This window comes from Aeromicrobium fastidiosum, assembly GCF_017876595.1.
Taxonomy (GTDB): Bacteria; Actinomycetota; Actinomycetes; order Propionibacteriales; family Nocardioidaceae; genus Aeromicrobium; species Aeromicrobium fastidiosum.
The window spans coordinates 3,208,178-3,224,937 of the sequence record NZ_JAGIOG010000001.1 but is presented as its reverse complement, the minus strand read 5'-3'; the positions used below and the strand labels follow the sequence as shown (position 1 = coordinate 3,224,937).

The 16,760-nt window shown below is 70.7% G+C and carries 16 protein-coding genes; 11 read left to right on the top strand and 5 right to left on the bottom strand.

Annotated elements, in window-relative coordinates; translation table 11 throughout:
* The first annotated feature begins 51 nt into the window (after positions 1 to 51).
* The 4 genes from JOF40_RS16110 to JOF40_RS16095 all read left to right on the top strand — a co-directional run bounded on the left by JOF40_RS16110 (position 52) and on the right by JOF40_RS16095 (position 6,907).
* Entirely contained in the window at positions 52 to 3,357 is a 3,306-nt protein-coding gene (locus tag JOF40_RS16110; RefSeq protein WP_188111804.1) for a DEAD/DEAH box helicase, read from the top strand.
* A gap of 100 nt (positions 3,358 to 3,457) precedes the next feature.
* Positions 3,458 to 5,191: an alkaline phosphatase gene (locus tag JOF40_RS16105; RefSeq protein WP_129183692.1), complete on the top strand. Its 1,734-nt coding sequence runs from the start codon at positions 3,458 to 3,460 to the stop codon at positions 5,189 to 5,191.
* Between the two features lie 106 nt (positions 5,192 to 5,297).
* Positions 5,298 to 5,984 (top strand): hypothetical protein, encoded by a 687-nt coding sequence (locus tag JOF40_RS16100; protein ID WP_188111805.1) that lies wholly within the window; start codon positions 5,298 to 5,300, stop codon positions 5,982 to 5,984.
* Complete coding sequence (locus tag JOF40_RS16095; RefSeq protein WP_129183694.1) at positions 5,984 to 6,907, top strand: NADP-dependent oxidoreductase; 924 nt, start codon at positions 5,984 to 5,986, stop codon at positions 6,905 to 6,907. The genes JOF40_RS16100 and JOF40_RS16095 overlap by 1 nt, the downstream gene beginning before the upstream one ends.
* Positions 6,908 to 6,931: 24 nt before the next feature.
* Here the strand turns inward: JOF40_RS16095 and JOF40_RS16090 are convergent, their stop codons facing one another.
* The 3 genes from JOF40_RS16090 to JOF40_RS16080 all read right to left on the bottom strand — a co-directional run bounded on the left by JOF40_RS16090 (position 6,932) and on the right by JOF40_RS16080 (position 8,865).
* Positions 6,932 to 7,447, bottom strand: coding sequence for an MmyB family transcriptional regulator (locus JOF40_RS16090; protein WP_209674651.1), 516 nt, complete (start codon positions 7,445 to 7,447; stop codon positions 6,932 to 6,934).
* A gap of 98 nt (positions 7,448 to 7,545) precedes the next feature.
* Positions 7,546 to 8,118 carry a hypothetical protein gene (locus JOF40_RS16085; RefSeq protein ID WP_129183698.1) on the bottom strand — a complete coding sequence of 191 codons (573 nt, stop codon included), beginning with the start codon at positions 8,116 to 8,118 and terminating at the stop codon, positions 7,546 to 7,548.
* A 12-nt stretch (positions 8,119 to 8,130) separates the two neighbouring features.
* The gene (locus JOF40_RS16080) at positions 8,131 to 8,865 is read right to left on the bottom strand and encodes a hypothetical protein (RefSeq protein WP_129183700.1); all 735 of its coding nucleotides are present in this window, start codon (positions 8,863 to 8,865) and stop codon (positions 8,131 to 8,133) included.
* A 101-nt stretch (positions 8,866 to 8,966) separates the two neighbouring features.
* Here JOF40_RS16080 and JOF40_RS16075 point away from each other — a divergent pair, with 101 nt between their 5' ends.
* From JOF40_RS16075 to JOF40_RS16060, 4 genes are all read left to right on the top strand, one after another.
* Entirely contained in the window at positions 8,967 to 9,926 is a 960-nt protein-coding gene (locus JOF40_RS16075; protein ID WP_188111807.1) for an FhaA domain-containing protein, read from the top strand.
* 67 nt (positions 9,927 to 9,993) lie between these two features.
* Positions 9,994 to 11,559 (top strand): serine/threonine-protein kinase, encoded by a 1,566-nt coding sequence (locus JOF40_RS16070; RefSeq protein ID WP_188111808.1) that lies wholly within the window; start codon positions 9,994 to 9,996, stop codon positions 11,557 to 11,559.
* Positions 11,560 to 11,721: 162 nt separating this feature from the next.
* Complete coding sequence (locus JOF40_RS16065) at positions 11,722 to 12,087, top strand: hypothetical protein (protein WP_129183707.1); 366 nt, start codon at positions 11,722 to 11,724, stop codon at positions 12,085 to 12,087.
* 83 nt (positions 12,088 to 12,170) lie between these two features.
* A complete protein-coding gene (locus JOF40_RS16060; RefSeq protein ID WP_129183709.1) occupies positions 12,171 to 13,070 on the top strand; it encodes an SMP-30/gluconolactonase/LRE family protein in 900 nt (299 codons plus the stop codon).
* A 3-nt stretch (positions 13,071 to 13,073) separates the two neighbouring features.
* Here JOF40_RS16060 and JOF40_RS16055 read toward each other — a convergent pair whose 3' ends face one another.
* Positions 13,074 to 14,000, bottom strand: coding sequence for a serine/threonine-protein kinase (locus JOF40_RS16055; protein WP_129183711.1), 927 nt, complete (start codon positions 13,998 to 14,000; stop codon positions 13,074 to 13,076).
* Positions 14,001 to 14,044: 44 nt separating this feature from the next.
* Here JOF40_RS16055 and JOF40_RS16050 point away from each other — a divergent pair, with 44 nt between their 5' ends.
* The 3 genes from JOF40_RS16050 to JOF40_RS16040 are packed head-to-tail and all read left to right on the top strand — an operon-like array spanning position 14,045 to position 16,199.
* The gene (locus JOF40_RS16050) at positions 14,045 to 14,599 is read left to right on the top strand and encodes an RNA polymerase sigma factor (protein ID WP_129183712.1); all 555 of its coding nucleotides are present in this window, start codon (positions 14,045 to 14,047) and stop codon (positions 14,597 to 14,599) included.
* Between the two features lie 56 nt (positions 14,600 to 14,655).
* Positions 14,656 to 15,288: a hypothetical protein gene (locus JOF40_RS16045; RefSeq protein WP_129185991.1), complete on the top strand. Its 633-nt coding sequence runs from the start codon at positions 14,656 to 14,658 to the stop codon at positions 15,286 to 15,288.
* 5 nt (positions 15,289 to 15,293) lie between these two features.
* Positions 15,294 to 16,199 (top strand): hypothetical protein, encoded by a 906-nt coding sequence (locus JOF40_RS16040; protein ID WP_209674649.1) that lies wholly within the window; start codon positions 15,294 to 15,296, stop codon positions 16,197 to 16,199.
* Here JOF40_RS16040 and JOF40_RS16035 read toward each other — a convergent pair.
* Entirely contained in the window at positions 16,162 to 16,755 is a 594-nt protein-coding gene (locus JOF40_RS16035) for a DUF2238 domain-containing protein (RefSeq protein WP_129183718.1), read from the bottom strand. The genes JOF40_RS16040 and JOF40_RS16035 overlap by 38 nt on opposite strands.
* Between the last annotated feature and the right edge of the window lie 5 nt (positions 16,756 to 16,760).

Genomic DNA, 16,760 nt, shown 5'->3' with positions numbered 1-16,760 from the left:
TCGGTGGACGCCCGCCGACCGGTGTCGGTGCCGCCGACTAGCCTCACAGACGTGACACCGTCCATCAGCTCCCTCACCGATGCTGACCTGCGGCGTCTGTTCGACTCGGGCTCGATCTCGCGGGGCAAGGTCTATGCGCATGCCGGACGGGTGAGCGTCCGCAGCCTCGACGACGACGGGTCCGCGGCCAGTGCCGACGTGCGGGGCACCGACCCGCAGGTGTACTCCACGACGGTCGAGGTGCGGGTCACGAAGGCGGGCAGCACCCACGTCTCGGCCACCTGCACGTGCCCCGTCGGGTTCGGCTGCAAGCACGCCGTGGCGCTGATCATCGCGGTCCGCGGGGCCATCGACCCGTCAGAGCCCGAGCCCGAGCCGGTGCCGGAGGTCGCGCCGTCCACCACGGCCGTCGCGTCGCACGCGTCGTGGCAGCGCAAGCAGGCACGACCGTCCCAGCCGCAGTGGCGATCGACGCTCGCGCCACTGGCTGGCGGGTCCTCACCGGCGCGGCGCACCGAGTGGGCCCTGAGCATCGACCTCGCCCCGTCCTACTACCGCGGCGAGGCGCTGTTGTCGGCTCGGCCGCTCAAGCGGGGTGCCACGGGTCGGTGGATCAAGACCGGTGCCACGTGGCCCGACGTCGAGGCGTCCACGCGCGGCTTCAGCGGCGGCAACCCGCAGGTCGACGCCCTCGCCGAGCTGCAGGTCGCGGTGCGCAGCCACTACTCGCACGTCCGCCGCTCAGACGGCTCGATCGACCTCGGCGGCCTCACCCGCGACGCGTGGCGGGTCTTCGGCACATTGCTCGACGCAGGCGTCACGCTGATCGGCCCCAACAACGCCGAGATCACGATCCTCGCAGAGCCCCTCACGGTGGGCGTCGACATCACGCCCGGCGAGGCCGGCGGGCTGCAGGTGTCGGCCAGTCTGTCCGACGGCGACATCGCCGAAGCCCAGGCAGACGACCGCGTCATGCTGATCGGCCAGCCCGCCCACGGCATCGCCGCATGGGACCACGACAGTCCCCGGCGGTTGTGGCTGGCACCCTTCGACGGCCCGCTCGACCAGTCCCTGCGCATGCTCGTCCAGAACCGTCAGGGTGTGCAGATCCCCGAGCACGATGCCCACGAATTCCTCCGCGACTTCTACCCGCGCATGCAGCGGGCGCTCGGCACGGTGCGGGTCGACCCCAGCATCGACGTGCCCGAGGTCGTCCCGCCGCAGCTGTCGGCCACGGTCACGCACGACGGCCTGGCCGCGTCGATCGAGTGGGGATTCACGTACGAGGTCGACGGCGAGCCCAGACGGGTCGGCTGGGCCGGCGGCCACGAACCGTTCCGAGACCGTGCTGCCGAGCACGATCTCGTCGAGGCCTTCGTCCCCCCGCCGGGCCTGCCCGTCACGACCGACGCAGGGGGACGCGCGAAGGTCGTCCCGCAGGCCAAGCTCGACGGCTACCCGGCGGTCGTCCTCAGCGAGGACGTCGTGCCTGCCCTCACCGCGGCCGGTGTCGACGTGTCCACGGTCGGCGATCGCCCCGACTACCGCCTCGCGGGCACGGCACCCGTCGTCCACATCTCGCTCGAGGACGGCAAGGATCCCCGCAGCGACTGGTACGACCTCGCCGTCACGGTGACGATCGACGGCGAACGGGTGCACTTCGGGCCGTTGTTCGCGGCGCTGGCGGCGGGGGAGTCCCACCTCGTCCTGCTGAGCGGCACCTACCTGTCGATCGACCGGCCCGAGCTGGTGCAGCTGCGCGAGCTGATCCAGGAGGCCCGTGAGCTCACCGACCGGCGCGGCGACGACGAGCAGCTGCGGGTCAGCCGGTTCCAGGCTGGGCTGTGGGACGAGCTCGTCGCGCTCGGCACGATCGACAAGCAGGCCCGGTCGTGGACCAAGCAGGTCGACGCCATCCGGTCGCTCGACGAGATCCCGGTGCCCGAGCTGCCGCCCGGCCTCGACGCCGAGCTGCGTCCCTACCAGCTCGACGGCTACGCCTGGCTCAGCTTCCTGGCCGACCACTCGCTCGGCGGCATCCTGGCCGACGACATGGGACTCGGCAAGACCGTGCAGGCGCTGGCGATGATCGTGCGACAGGTCGAACGCGGCAGTGGGCCGTTCCTCGTCGTGGCACCCACCAGCGTGGTCGGCAACTGGGCCCGCGAGGCGCAACGGTTCGCCCCTGGCCTGAAGGTCGCGACGATCCACGGCACCAAGGCCAGGCGCCGCACCGAGCTCGCCGACGAGGTCGCGGGAGCTGATCTGGTCGTCACGTCGTACGCGCTGTTCCGCATCGAGAACGACGCCTACCGCGAGCGGACGTGGGCGGGGTTGCTGCTCGACGAGGCGCAGTTCGTCAAGAACCACCACGGCAAGACGTATCAGTGCGCGCGCCGCCTCGACGCCCCGTTCAAGCTGGCAATCACCGGCACGCCGCTCGAGAACTCGCTCATGGACCTGTGGTCGATGCTGTCGATCGTCGCGCCCGGCCTCTATCCCGACCCCCAGCGGTTCGCTGCCGGCTACCAGAAGCCGATCGAGACCGGGCACGGCAAGGACAAGCTCGCCCTGCTGCAGCGCCGCGTCCGTCCGCTGATGAGACGCCGCACCAAGGAGGAGGTCGCCGCCGATCTGCCGCCCAAGACCGAGCAGGTGCTCGAGGTCGCCCTCAGCCCCAAGCACGCCCGCATCTACCAGACCCACCTGCAGCGCGAGCGCCAGAAGGTCATGGGGCTGCTGGCCGACGACTCGTCCGACCACCGGTTCGAGGTGCTGGCGTCCCTCACCAAGCTGAGACTGCTGAGCCTCGACCCCGGCCTGGTCGACGACGAGCACGACGGGGTCGGGTCGGCCAAGATCGACGTGCTGCTCGAGCACCTGCACGAGGTCACGGCCGAGGGGCACCGGGTGCTGGTGTTCAGCCAGTTCACGAGCTATCTCGCGCGGGTGAGGTCGCGGCTCGACGACGACGGCATCGCGTACTCCTACCTCGACGGGCGCACGCGCCACCGCACCGCCGCCGTCGACTCCTTCACCTCCGGCGACACCTCGGTGTTCCTCATCAGCCTCAAGGCCGGCGGCGTGGGGCTCAACCTGGTCGAGGCTGACTACGTCTACGTGCTCGACCCCTGGTGGAACCCCGCGGCTGAGGCCCAGGCCGTCGACCGTGCCCACCGCATCGGCCAGACCAGGCCCGTCATGGTCTACCGTCTCGTCTCCGTCGACACGATCGAGCAGAAGGTCATGGAGCTGAAGGCCCGCAAGTCGGCCCTGTTCGACGCCGTCATCGACGACGGGGCGGCGCTGTCGGGCGCGCTGACGTCCGCCGACATCCGCGGGCTGCTCGGAGTCTGAATCGACCGTTCACCGTCCGGTGCTCTCGTGTTGGCCGTCAGGTCGGACGGCGTCGACAGTCTGGCGTCATCTTCTGACGACGAGACAAGGACGACATCTGATGCGTAGGAAAACACTGGTGGCCGCGGGTGCCCTGGCACTGGGCGGGCTCGCCATCGGCAGCGCGGTGCAGGCGGTCTCGCCCGGCTTCACCGATGACCGCTCGGCCACGCTGGCCAAGGCCATCAGCCCGGAGAAGCCCCGCAACGTCATCCTCTTGATCGGCGACGGCACCGACGACTCGATCATCACCGCCGCCCGCAACTACGAGCTCGGCGCGAAGGGCCGCTTCGCCCTCGACGAGCTGCCGTTCACCGGCGCGATGACGACGTTCGGCCTCAAGACGGGCACTGACCCCAACGACTACCCGATCAACTACGTCTCCGACTCGGCCCCGACGGCCAGCGGCTGGTCGACCGGCAAGAAGACCGTCGACAGCCGCATCTCGCAGGGCCCGAGCGCGTCCGACACCGCGCCCGGCACCGACTACGACACCGTCCTCGAGAAGTACAAGGCCGCAGGCAAGCGCACCGGCAACGTCTCGACCGCCGAGATCACGGACGCGACGCCGGCCGCCGCCGGTTCGCACATCAACCTGCGCGAGTGCCAGGGACCCGCCAACATGGCCAAGTGCGGCTACGCCAAGAAGTCCGCCGTGCCCGCCGGCAAGGGATCCATCGCTGAGCAGCTCGTCGACAACAAGATCGACGTCCTCCTCGGCGGCGGCGCGGCCCGCTATGCGCAGGCCACCGACGCCGGCCCGTCCGTGCTCGACTACGCGAAGAGCACGTACAGCTACCAGGCCGTCGACACCAAGACGGCCCTCGACGGCGTGACGTCGCTCGACAAGGGCCCGATCCTCGGCCTGTTCGCCTCGGCCAACATGACGCCGCGTTACGAGCCGCTGACCGCGACGCCGGCCGGTGCGGGCGGACCGACGACGACCTGCAAGACGGCAGACCGCGGCACGCAGCCGTCGCTGGCCGACATGACCGACAAGGCCATCAAGCTGCTCGACAACGACAAGGGATTCTTCCTGCAGGTCGAGAGTGCGATGGTCGACAAGCAGGAGCACGCATCCGACATCTGCGGGGCCATCGGCGACGTCCTCGAGCTCGACAACGCGCTGAAGGTCGCTCAGGCCTACCAGGCGAAGCACCCGGACACGCTGATCATCGTGACGGGTGACCACGCGCACTCCACGCAGATCGTCGGCAACGGCGGGACGACGACGGACGCCACGGGTGCGACGGGCGGCAAGGCCACGGCCACCGTCAAGACGTTCGACGGTGACCCCATGACGGTCGCCTACTCCACGGCGGCCCCCGGCTCGTCGCAGAGCCACACCGGCAGCCAGATCCGCGTCGCAGCCTCAGGGCCGCAGGCCGCCAACGTCACCGGCACGATCGACCAGACCGATCTGTTCTCGACGATGCTGGGTCGCACGCCGAGCAAGCTGCCGACGACCACGCCGCCGACGGCACAGCCCACGCCGCAGCAGCCCGCTCCGGCAGGCGCTCCCGTCGTGGCGGTCGTGACCGACAAGAAGATCTCGGCGAAGACGCTGACCAAGAAGGGCCTGCGCGTCTCGACGAGCGCGGGCGGTGCGACGTCCGTCAGGATCACGGTGGTCAAGGGCGGCCGGACGCTCGCGACCAAGACCCTCGGTGCCCGCGGTGGCACGGCCGAGATCCGGGTCAAGACCCGCGTCAAGGGTGCGCTCAAGGTCGTCGTGACGGCGACGGGCCCCGGCGGCACGGCGACCAAGGCGCGCAGCGTCACCGTCACGCGCTGACACACGAACGACAGCGAGCGGGTGCGTCCGGGGCTCCGGGCGCACCCGTTCGTCGTACGTCACAACTCGACTGGTCGGCCAGCGGGTTGCTGGGTAGGTTCGATCCATGAGCCTCTTCAGCCACCCCATCAAGAAGCTGACCCTCGCTGCGGCCTTCGGCATCGGCTACACGCTCGGCGCCAAGGCCGGTCGTGAGCGCTACGAGCAGATCAAGCACACCGCGCAGCAGGTCAAGGACGATCCGCGCGTCCAGCAGGCGACGACCCAGGCCGAGGACTTCGTCCGCGAGACCGCCGCCAAGGTCAAGGACGACCCCCGGGTCGACGACATCGTGTCGCGCGCCGAGGGCATCGTGAACGACGCTGCCAGCAAGGCCAAGCACCTCGCGTCGGACGTCGAAGACGCCGTGAAGGACGACGACCTCGCTGACAAGGCCAAGGGTCTGGTCGACGACGTGAAGGACAAGGCGGCCGATGTCGCCGACGACGCCAAGGATGCCGCGAAGGACGTCAAGGCCAAGGCCGAGGACGTTGCTGCCGACGACGATCTCGCTGACAAGGCCAAGGGTCTGGTCGACGACGTGAAGGACAAGGCGGCCGAAGTCGTCGACGACGCCAAGGACGCCGCCAAGGACGTCAAGGCCAAGGCCGACGACAAGCCGCTCTCGCCGCTGCTGGCCGATGAGCACGTCGTCGCCGACGAGCAGGTGGTCTACACCAGCGGTCCCGACATCGAGGAGACCGTCGACGAGCTCGTGACCGGGCAGGACGCCGACGACCACCGACGCTCCTGATGAAGGCGATCACCTACAGCGCCTACGGCAACCCGCTCGAGCTGACCGAGGTCGACGAGCCCAAGATCGGTCCCGACTGGGTCAAGGTCGCCGTCAAGGCGTCCTCGGTCAACCCGGTCGACTGGAAGATCGGGTCCGGCGGCCTCGACGGTGCCCTCGACACGTTCTTCCCGGTGACACCGGGCTGGGACGTTGCCGGCGTCGTGGAGGCGGTGGGTCCGGCCGTCACGACACTGGCACCCGGCGACGAAGTGTTCGGCTACGTGCGCAAGGACGCCGTGCACGGTGGCACGTACGCGCAGAAGGTGTCCGCCCCGATCCGCACGGTCACCAAGAAGCCTCAGTCGCTGAGCTTCGCCGAGGCGGCGGCCGTCCCGTTGGCGGGTCTGACGGCCTACCAGTCGCTCGTCCACCACCTCGATGTGAAGGCCGGCGAGACCGTGCTGATCCACGCGGCGTCCGGGGGAGTGGGCCTGTTCGCGGTGCAGATCGCGCGAGCGTTGGGATTGCGGGTGCTGGGTACGGCCTCCGAGGTCAACCACGACTACCTGCGAGCGCTCGACGTCGTCCCGTTCACGTACGGCGACGGGCTGGTCGAGCGGGTGCGCGCCGAGTTCCCCGACGGTGTCGACGCGGTGCTCGACCTCAACGGCAGCGACCTGGCGATCAGCCCGGGCCTGCTCGCCGATTCGTCGCCCGGGCGCATCGCATCGGTCATCGACCCTGTGGTCAAGGACATGGGCGGTCACTACGTGTTCGTCACTCCTGACGCCGACGACCTCGACGCCCTCGCGGCGCTGGCCGACGACGGCAAGCTGACTGTCGAGATCGCCGCGACGTTCGCGCTCGCGGATGCGCAGAAGGCTTGGGATCTCAGCCAGGAGGGTCACACGCGCGGCAAGATCGTCATCACCGTCGACTGACGCGACGTCCGGCACGTCGTCCGATCAGCCTCGAGCGTGCTCGCGGGTGTCGTGGACGCCCGCGAGCAGGGCGAGCCGGAACTTCGAGTCGTCCTCGCTGCCCGGCACGGTGGTGAGCACGACGATCTTGAGCTCTGCGTCGCCGTCGCTCAGCACGTCGCAGTCGACCGTGACCGGTCCGACGGCGGGATGGTGGATGGTCTTGTGGGCCTCGCGATGGGCCCCCACCGCGCCGGAGCCCCACAGCTCGTCGAACCGTGCGCTGGTCGTCCGCAGGTCACGCACCAGTGCAGCGAGGTGGCGGTCGTCCGGGAAGCGTCCCGTCGCCCGGCGCAGGTCGGACACGACGGCCGCACCGATCTCGTCCGCATCGGACGACACGACCGGCCAGTGGGCGAGCTGTGCGACGCCGTCGCCAGAGTCGGCCGCAAAGGTGTCGCGGGCGAAGTTGCGCCGGGTGTGGGGGACGCCCGACGGATCGCCGAGCAGGGCCGCCCACCCGCGGTTCCACCACGGGCACAGCGGCCCGCAGACCGTCACGGAGGGAACCGACGCGATCGTGCAGCTGGCCACCGAGGGTCCCGGTCACGCCTCGGGACGGTTCGTCGACCGGCACGGCGAGACGACGTGGGGCTGAGTCAGCTTTGGGGCTGCGCCGCGTTGACCTCGTGCCACACGTCGTGGGCCTCGTCGTAGGCGTCGACCGGCAGGCCGAGCGCCCGGCGGACGCGAAAGCGTCCGTCGAGGCACAAGGGCGGCATCAGGTCGAGGTCGCCGGGTTGGATGTCGCGCAGCGGGATCGTGAACCAGCGCAGGGCCGCGCGCAGGCGACCGGCGTCCTCGAGCGACTCGGCGATCCACTCGTAGTCGCCGAGCACGAGCTCGTCGGCGCGGCTCAGCGCGATCAGCCGGGTGAGCAGCTCGTCGACCCGAGCCTCGTCCTCGCGCTGGAGGGCGACGACGAGCAGCCCGACGTGCGGGTCGAGCACGGTGCGACCGCCGTCCTCGACGGCGGCCCCGTAGGCGGCCTCGGCCTCATCGAGCAGATCGTCGTCGACGAGCTCGTCGGCCCGGCACATCAGCACCTCGGCGCGTCCCTCGTCGCCAGGCGCGAACGTCGCCAGCAACTGGTCGTACTCCGTCAGACGGGCCGCCCGGTTCGGAAGGCTCGCGATGTCGGCCAGCGTGTCGCCCAGCTCGTCCCAGTCCATGCGTCGAGTCTGTCAGGCGTCGCCGTCGAGCGCCGTGAGGCGGTCGCGGACGTCGTCGAGCACGCGTGACGGGAACTCGGCGGTACGGCGGCAGCGCTCGACCAGCAGCACGATCTTGTTCATCCGCGGTCCGGCTTCGAGACCACGGGCCGCGAGTGCCGGGCGCAGCACGTTGCGGTCGAACGCGCCGTCGCTGTGCTCGTCCGTGCCGCGCCACAGCGCGAAGGCCCGCTTGAGGTCACCGTGGGCGACCACTCCGCCGTCGGGCGACAGCGCCACCGCGATCGCGCCGATGAGCCACGTGTCGTCGTGCTGCAGGGAGTCGACTCCCAGCTGGACCGTGCCGGAGCCATCGGGCAGGTCGGGCAGCGTGAAGGTGACGGTCGCGGCGAACGCCAGATCGGGGAAGCGCAGCTCGATCCGGCTGCCGCTGTCGGTCAGCGAGAGCTTCTGGCCCGGAGCAGGTGTCGTGGAGCCGCCGGTCGGGGTCGTGACCTCGACGATCGCGCCGTTGTCGCGCTGGCCCCGGTGGACCACGGGGTGGGACGCCGTCGCGGTGACGACGAGCGCAGGATCGCTGACGTGGGGCAGCCGGACGAACACGTAGCTCGATCCGTCGATCGTCTCGGCGACGACGGCCTGCTGCGGCGGCAGGTTCATGCGACGGGCCAGGATGAACGTCGCCCCCTGGGCGATCGTCGCCTCGCCGGTCGCGTGACCGTCGATGGTCCAGGCGATGTGCAGCACGAGGTTTCTCCGTCGGGTGAGGGCCAGTGGGGTGCCGGCCGGGCTGGAACATGTTCCGTGCCGGCTGGGCCATCAGCGGGTCGGACCCTGACGATGATGCCATGGGCACACTCTCGACTCTCACGATGAACCTGCTGATCCTCGTCGTCTTCGTGGCGGTCGTGTGGATCGCGCTGCGCGTCGCCCAGAGCGTGTTCGGTACGGGGTCGAAGAAGGCCGCCGCCACCGAGGTCGCCGCGAAGCTCGTGTCGTACCCCACCGGCTCGGCGGCGGTACTGCGTCGCCGCTTCGTCCGAGCCCTCACGGGGCAGCACGTCATCATGCCCAGCGGGGAGCGCCTCGCGTTCAGCGAGCTCGTTGTGCGGGTCGCCCCCGAGGACCTCGATCGGCTCGATCCCGACGGTGACCTCGAACGCCTCGGCGAGGACGGTGCGCGCCTCTACGCCGATCACGCTGAGCGCGCCGGATGGGCGGTTCCGTCGCACGTCCGTGTCGTCGTCGAGGTCGATCCCGGCCTGCGGTCGGGCTGGGTGCCGCCCGCACGGGGCAGCGGCCGCGCCGAGGCCGCTCGCCGGGTCCCGGAGCCCGTCGCAGCGACCAGCACGACAGGCGGCCCGGTCGGGTGGGACGTCGTCTCGGACGCACCGCGTCGTCCGACGATCGACCCCGACGCGACGATGGGATTTCCGGCGCTGGTGCCCGACCTCGCCGACAGCTCGCCCACCATGAACGTCGCAGGCCTGCTGCGCCTGGAGCGCAACGGCCACTCGGTCGCGATCGGTCCCGACGGTGCCGTGCTCGGCCGTCTCGCCGAGAGCCCCGTGACGTTCGAGGAGCCCGAGGTGTCGCACCGCCACGCGGCGATCCGGCGCAGCGGCATGCAGTGGCAGATCAAGGACCTCGGCAGCACCAACGGCACGGTCGTCGACGGTCACCGCATCGACGGCGACGACTGGACGACGCTGAACGGCGGCGCGGTCATCAAGCTGGCCGGCGTCACGGTCGTCGCGGCGTTCGACACGGCCGGCACCGTGCATCTGCAGGGACTCACCAGTCACTAGGGACAATGGACCCGGACGCCGTACCGTCGAGGTGTCCCGATCGACGAGCCGGAGCAGGAGGATGCGCGTGACGCCAGACCCTCTCGCGACCCGTCCCGTCGGCTCCTCCTCGCCGTCGGCCGCGGGCACGGTACCCGTCGACCAGCGCTTCGAGCTGCTGGGCCGTATCGGTGCCGGCAACCACGGCGTCGTCTTCCGCGCCCGTGACAGCCAGCTGCACCGCGAGGTCGCGATCAAGCGGTTCTCGCACTTCCTGGCCGACGACCCGCGCGCGATGCGTCGCATCACCCGTGAGGTGGCGACCCTCGCGCGGGTGTCGCACCCGCACGTCGTCACGGTGCACGACCTCGTCCACATGGCCGACGGTGACGGGGAGATCACCCCGCACCTCGTCATGGAGCTGGTCGAGGGCACGTCGCTCAAGGACCTGCTCGCGCTGAAGGGGCCCAGCCTGCGGTCGGTCATCGTCGTGCGTGGCGTGCTGGAGGGCCTCGCCGCCTGCCACGAGGCCGGCATCCTGCACCTCGACATCAAGCCCGCCAACGTGCTGGTGACGGGTGGCGGTGCGGTCAAGATCGTCGACTTCGGCATCGCCCGCGCGGCCTCCGACGCCACCGCGACGGTCGCCGGGACGCCGCACTACATGGCACCCGAGCAGTTCGACGGTCGTGCCGACGAGCGCAGCGACATCTACTCGGTCGGCTGCCTGCTGTACGAGTGCCTGACCGGGCGCCCGCCGTTCGAGGGGACGATGGCCGCCCAGCTGCTGGCCCACCGCAACCACCCGCGTCCCGATCCACGGGCCATCACGCCCGAGGTTCCGGCTGCGCTCGCGGCGGTCGTCGCCAGGGCCATGGCCGTCGAGCCAGCCGACCGATTCCAGACCGTGCACGAGATGCTCGCGGCGCTGGCCGCGCTCGGCACCGTGCCCGACGTCCCGATCACCTCGGCGGCTCGCGGCGCCGAGGTGGCGCGGGAGCCGTCCTTCCCGCGTCCGTTGTCGGTCGACTCGACGGGTCACGGCCCAGCCGCTCCCGCCGCCCGCACGGACGTCGTCACGCGGGTCAGCAAGCTGCAGACCTTCGCCGTCGGGCTGAGTCTCAGCGCGTTCGTCGTCGCGCTCGTGCCGGCGCTCGTGTGGCTGACCACCTCGTTCGTGCCGTTCGAGTACCGGCCACCGGCGATGCAGGACGCCGATGCCGCGGCGTGGTGGATGCTGGCCGTCGTGCTGGCCGTGGTGATCCTGCTGCTGCGGCGGGTGTCGTTCCTGGGCGCGCTCAGCGGGCCGGCCGTGGGGGAGCCGCGCCCCGCGCGACTCGTCGACGCCGACATGCGCCGGGGCGTCCGGCGTGCCGGCGGGGCCGCGCTGCGCGGGTCCGTCCCGATGCTGTTCCCGGCGTACGTCGCGGTCGTGGCAGGGCTCGCGGCCGCCGCCGACCTGACGTGGCCCGATGACGTCTTCTCCGCCTGGGGCGTGTGCTGGCTGCTGATGCCGCTGGCATGCGCGTTCCTCGCGCTGCAGAGCGTCACCAAGCTGCGCATGCGGTTCGGAGCGGTGCTCAAGTCGACGACGTACGCGCTGGGTGCCGCCGGTGCCGCGGTGCTGTTCGTGGCGTACCCGCTCGTGGCGTGAGGTCACCTTGCGAGGCCGTGGGCTTGACCGAGCGGATCCGCGACCGGCGATGAGGGCTTCGGGTAGTGCTGGCAGCCGCAAATCCTCATCGCCGGTCCTGCGCTCGGCATCGACGCACCCACCGGACGTGCGCGGTGGCGCGCGCGGCCATAGCGTCGAGCCATGACGCCCAGCTACAGCCACCTCATGTCCGCAGCGACCGCCGGCTACGCGGTGTACGCCCTCGCCAAGCCGCGCCACCTCGGCAACGCGCTGACCAGGAGCCCGCTCAAGCAGCCGGAGTACGACCTGGTGGCGCGCATGTTCGGGCCGCGCGACCTGGCACTCAGCGCGCTGGCGCTGCTGGCACCGTCGCCGCAGGCGCGTGAGCACGCGATGATCGCGCGAGTCGTGCTCGACCTCTCCGACGCGGCGATGCTGACGCCCGAGGCGCGGACGAAGACCGCCAAGGCCAAGGTGCTGGGCGCGACGCTCACGTGGGCCAGCCTCAACGTCGCAGCCGTCCTCGCCGACCGAGGGCGACGCTGAGCGCGGCGTACCCGCGACGCTAGTGTGACTCGCATCACCTCACAGGCCGTGCGGGCGTCCGTCCGGCGAGACGGGAGTCACCCATGGCACGCGAGCTCACCACCCTGGTCACCGGCGGCAGGTTCTACGAAGGTCCCCGGTGGCACGACGGTCAGTGGTGGGTGTCCGACTTCTACCGCCGGGCCGTCTACACCGTGACCCCCGAAGGCGTCGAGACCCACCAGTTCGACGTCGAGGAGCAGCCGTCCGGCATGGGCTGGCTGCCGGACGGATCGCTCGTCGTGGTCTCGATGAAGGACCGCCACCTGCTGCGTCGGGGGCCGGACGGCGTCGTCGAGCACTACGCCGATCTGTCGGCCGTGGCCGGCGGGCACCTCAACGACATGGTCGTCGACGACCGAGGCCGTGTGTACGTCGGCAACTTCGGCTTCGACCTCATGGGCGGGGACGGCATGGCCACGGCGAGCCTCGCGCGCGTCGACCCCGACGGGACCGTGACCGTCGTGGCCGAGGGCCTCAACTTCCCCAACGGCTCGGTCATCACCCCCGACGGGACGACCCTCGTCGTGGCCGAGACGACGGGTGCCGGGTTCGTGGCGTTCACGATCGCCGACGACGGCTCGCTGGTGGACCGGCGCGTGTGGGGCTCGATGGGCGAGGTGCCGGAGACGACGGACGTGATGGAGGCATTGGGTGCCGGTCTGCCCGCGCCCGACGGATGCACGCTGGACGCCGAGGGACACATCTGGTTCGCAGACGCGATCGGCGCCCGCGTGGCCCGCGTCGCCCCGGGCGGCGAGATCGCCGAGTCGGTGCCGATGCCTGAGGGGCTGGGTGCCTTCGCGTGCCAGCTCGGCGGCAGCGACGGTCGCACGCTGCTGATCTGCGCGGCTCCCGACTTCTTCGAGCACAACCGGGCGAACGCCGAGGAGGCCGTGCTGCTGACGATGCGGGTCGACGTCCCGCACGCGGGACGCCCGTAGCGGTCAGCGCACCAGCACGAACGACGCGACGGCAGACGCGGTGAACAGCGCGGCCGCGATCGCCACGACGACCCGCGCGCTCCAGCCCCGGGACGCGCTGCCGGTCCGCCCACCCGCGGACACATGCGCCAGGGCGTCCGCGAAGGCCTCGGCGGTGCGCGGGCGTGCCTCCGGGTCGAGGGCCATCGACCGCACCAGCAGATCGTCCACCGACGTCTGGTCGACTGGTGCCGGCAGGTGGCGCGGTGCCGCGATGCGGTCGGGTCGGTGCGCCGCGGTACGGGTGACGAGGCTGACGGGGTCGGAGACGTCGAAGGGCAGTTGGCCGGTCAGCAGCACGTAGGTCACGACGCCGAGCGAGTACACGTCGCAGCGCTCGTCGATCGTCCGCCCGAGCGCCTGCTCGGGGGCCATGTACGACGGGGTGCCGGTGGTGACCGTGATGCCGGAGGCCTCCGCGAGCCGTTTGGCGCTGCCGAGATCGGCCACGAGCACGCGACCCGGGCCTCCGGCGACGCGGTCGACGAGCAGGTTGCTCGGCTTGACGTCGCGGTGGACCACGCCGGCGGCGTGCAGCTCGGCGACGGCGCGCGCCGACTGCTCTGCGAGGGCCAGAGCGTCGGCGGGATCGAGCGATCCGTCGGCCACGTCGTCGAGCGTCCCGCCCGCCACGAAGTCCATGACGAAGTAGGGCTGGTCGTCGTGCGTGCCCACGTCGTAGACCCGAACGACGCGGTCGCTCGCGATGCGCCGCAGCAGCCGGGCCTCGGCCAGGAACCGCTCACGGACGTCGGCATGGTGCGACCAGTTCTCGGCGAGCACCTTGACCGCGACCGGGATCTCGAGCTCGGTGTCGAAGCCGCGCCAGACCGTCGCGAAGGCCCCGGACCCGTGCACCTCGTCGAGCCGGTAGCGTCCGATCTGCCTCATGACGAGACAGTATGGGGGTTGAACGGCTCGACGTGAGGAGGGGCATGGGCGTGGACGAGTGGGACGGCCTCGTGGAGCGTGCACGGTCCGGCGAGGCGCACGCGATGGACGACCTGCTCGCGGCGGTGCGCCCCGTCGTGCTGCGTCGGTGCGCCAGGTTCCTGCCGTATCGCGACGACGCGGAGGAGGCGGCGCAGGAGGCGCTGCTGACCATCGCGACCCGGTTGGGCGACTTCACGGGCCGTGGGTCGTTCGCCGGATGGGTCACGGTCATCGCGTCGCGCCAGGCCCTGCAGACGTACCGGTCGATGAAGCGGAAATTCGGCGACACGACGACCGAAGCGGTCGGCGACCGTCCCGATCCCCGCACCACGAGCGTCATCGCCGGCACGCGGCTCGACCTGCTCGACGCTCTCGAGCAGCTGCAGCGCGACCACCCGGCGACGGTCGAGGCGTTCGTGCTGCGTGACCTGGGGTCGCTCGCCTACGACGACATCGCGCAGCTGACCGACGCGCCGATCGGCACGGTGAAGGCCCGCATCCACACCGCCCGCGCGTACGTCCGCGAGAAATTGTCGGCTTCGGCGACAACTTTGTGAGCCCCGCGCGCATCTAGGTGGGTGACAGACACCGACAGAACGCGAGAATGGCCATGATGAACAAGAAGATCGCCGCCCTGGTCCTGGCCGCGAGCGTCGTCGGCGGCATCGGGGCAGGAGTGCTCGTGCACGCGGCCACGCGCGAGGAGCCCGTCGCGGCCTCGCCCGCCCCCAGCCGCACGACGCCCTCCAGCGAGGGTGGCGAGAGCGGCATGGCCGCACCGGACGAGCTCGAGCTCGCGCCCGGCCGGGTCGGACCCGTCCGAGCAGGCATGACCAAGGCCCAGGCCCTGTCCACCGGCTACTTCGTCGCCGACAAGCCTGCACCCGTGGAGGGCTGCCCCGTCATCCCGCTCGCGTGGAAGGACGAGTACGTCAACACGTACGACGTCTACACGCTCGGCAACGGCGAGATCTCCTCGATCGGTGTGCACGGCCGCGGTGTCACGACCGCCGACGGCATCGGCGTCGGCAGCTCGTACGACGAGGTCAAGGCGGCCTACCCAGACGACACGCTTCTCGAGGCCGGATACGGCCAGTCGGGCGTCAAGGTCTTCGACCGTCAGGACGGCGGGTGGATCGGTTTCTTGTTCGACTCCTCGGTCGACGCCATCGCCGGACCGGACCCCGTGACCTTCGTCGAGGTCACCAAGGGTGCCGAGCCGAGCCTCATGCGCGACGGGTGCTGAGCGTGATGCGTAGGAGGACGGCGGCAGTGCTGCTGGGTGCCAGCATCGTCACTGGGGTGGCAGCGGGGGTGGGCGCGAGCTCGCTGACCGAAGAGGTCTCGGCAGCTGGCTGGCCGACGATCGCTGTTCCCGCCGCGGTCGCGAAGGGTGTCGAGGTCAAGGACCCCGTGCTGGTAGCGAACGACGACGGGGGAGCGACGCTCTCGGTGACCTTGGTCAATCACACGGACGATGCGCTTCGCATCGACCGGGCGGTCGGCGGGACGGAGGACGCCGACGATCCTCCGTTCATGCTCGTGCACGGCACTCGGGCAAGAGTCACCATCGGACCGGGCGAGGCGATGAGGACCGGCGGGGTGGGGGACCCGTACCGGCTTCGTTTCACCGATCGCGTCCAGATCGGGTCGACCCTGCCGATCACCCTCTATTTCGCGGCATCGGACGTCGTGGAGAGCGGCCCGACCGCGACCTTGTTCGCGCCGGTCGTCGCGCGAGATGCGGCTCACGGCGCGGTGGCCAACAACGGGCCCAACACCGAGATCGCGGTCAACGACGCCCGCATCGTCGTCGTCCCAGGACAGGAGAAGGCCTACGTGACCGGATGGATCTCGTCGACCATCGACGACTCGACCGAACTGCGACCCACGGCCGTCGGTCGAGCAGGGCGGCCTGTCGAGTACCGCCACCAGACCGCGACGGGTGGACCGTCGGGGGTCGGTGCCCAAGCAGGGAAACGGACGAACCTCAACCTGCCTCCTTACCTGGACACCGAACCGAGCGGCGACGCCGACTACGTCCTCGCCAGCGATGTCGAAGTCGGCGAGACGATCACCGTCACGATGCGGTTCCCGTCCGGCGATGTCGTGACGAAGTTCAAGGTCGTGCAGGGTCGGTCCGACGGGACGATCTAGTCGTCCGCTCGACGATGAGAGCGGCGACGAAGGCACCGAGTGTGCCGAGCAGCTCGTCGCTCAGGGTGTCCTCGTAGGCACCGTCCAGCTCGGTGCCGCGCCGGATGAACGTGTACCACTCGCCGAGCTCCCACCCGACGGCCAGGATCGCGCCGAGACCCGTGATGCCGACGACCAGCAGCCAGCGCGGCCGCACGTCGGCGCGGGCGAGCAGCAGGCCCAGACCCCAGAGCAGGAGCAGCCAGTTGACGAAGTGGTTGATGTTGTCCCAGGCGTCGATCGAGTCGTACAGGTCGAACGTGTTGCCTGTGACGTCGATCAGGAACGGAGCCATGACCAGGGCGAACGCGCCCCATGGCATCGCGTCCACGTCCCGGGTGCGCCACCACCACACGGCCGGGATCAGCAGCATCAGCAGCGGGTAGACCGCGAGCCGGTAGCCGAAGCCCTTGCCGTCGTACTGCTCCAGCCCGCCGAACGTGCCGACCGCGAGCTGCGCGACGGTGAGCGCGAGGACGGTCGCCGCGGTCCAGAAGGCGGCGGGCGGGGTGCGCACGGCCG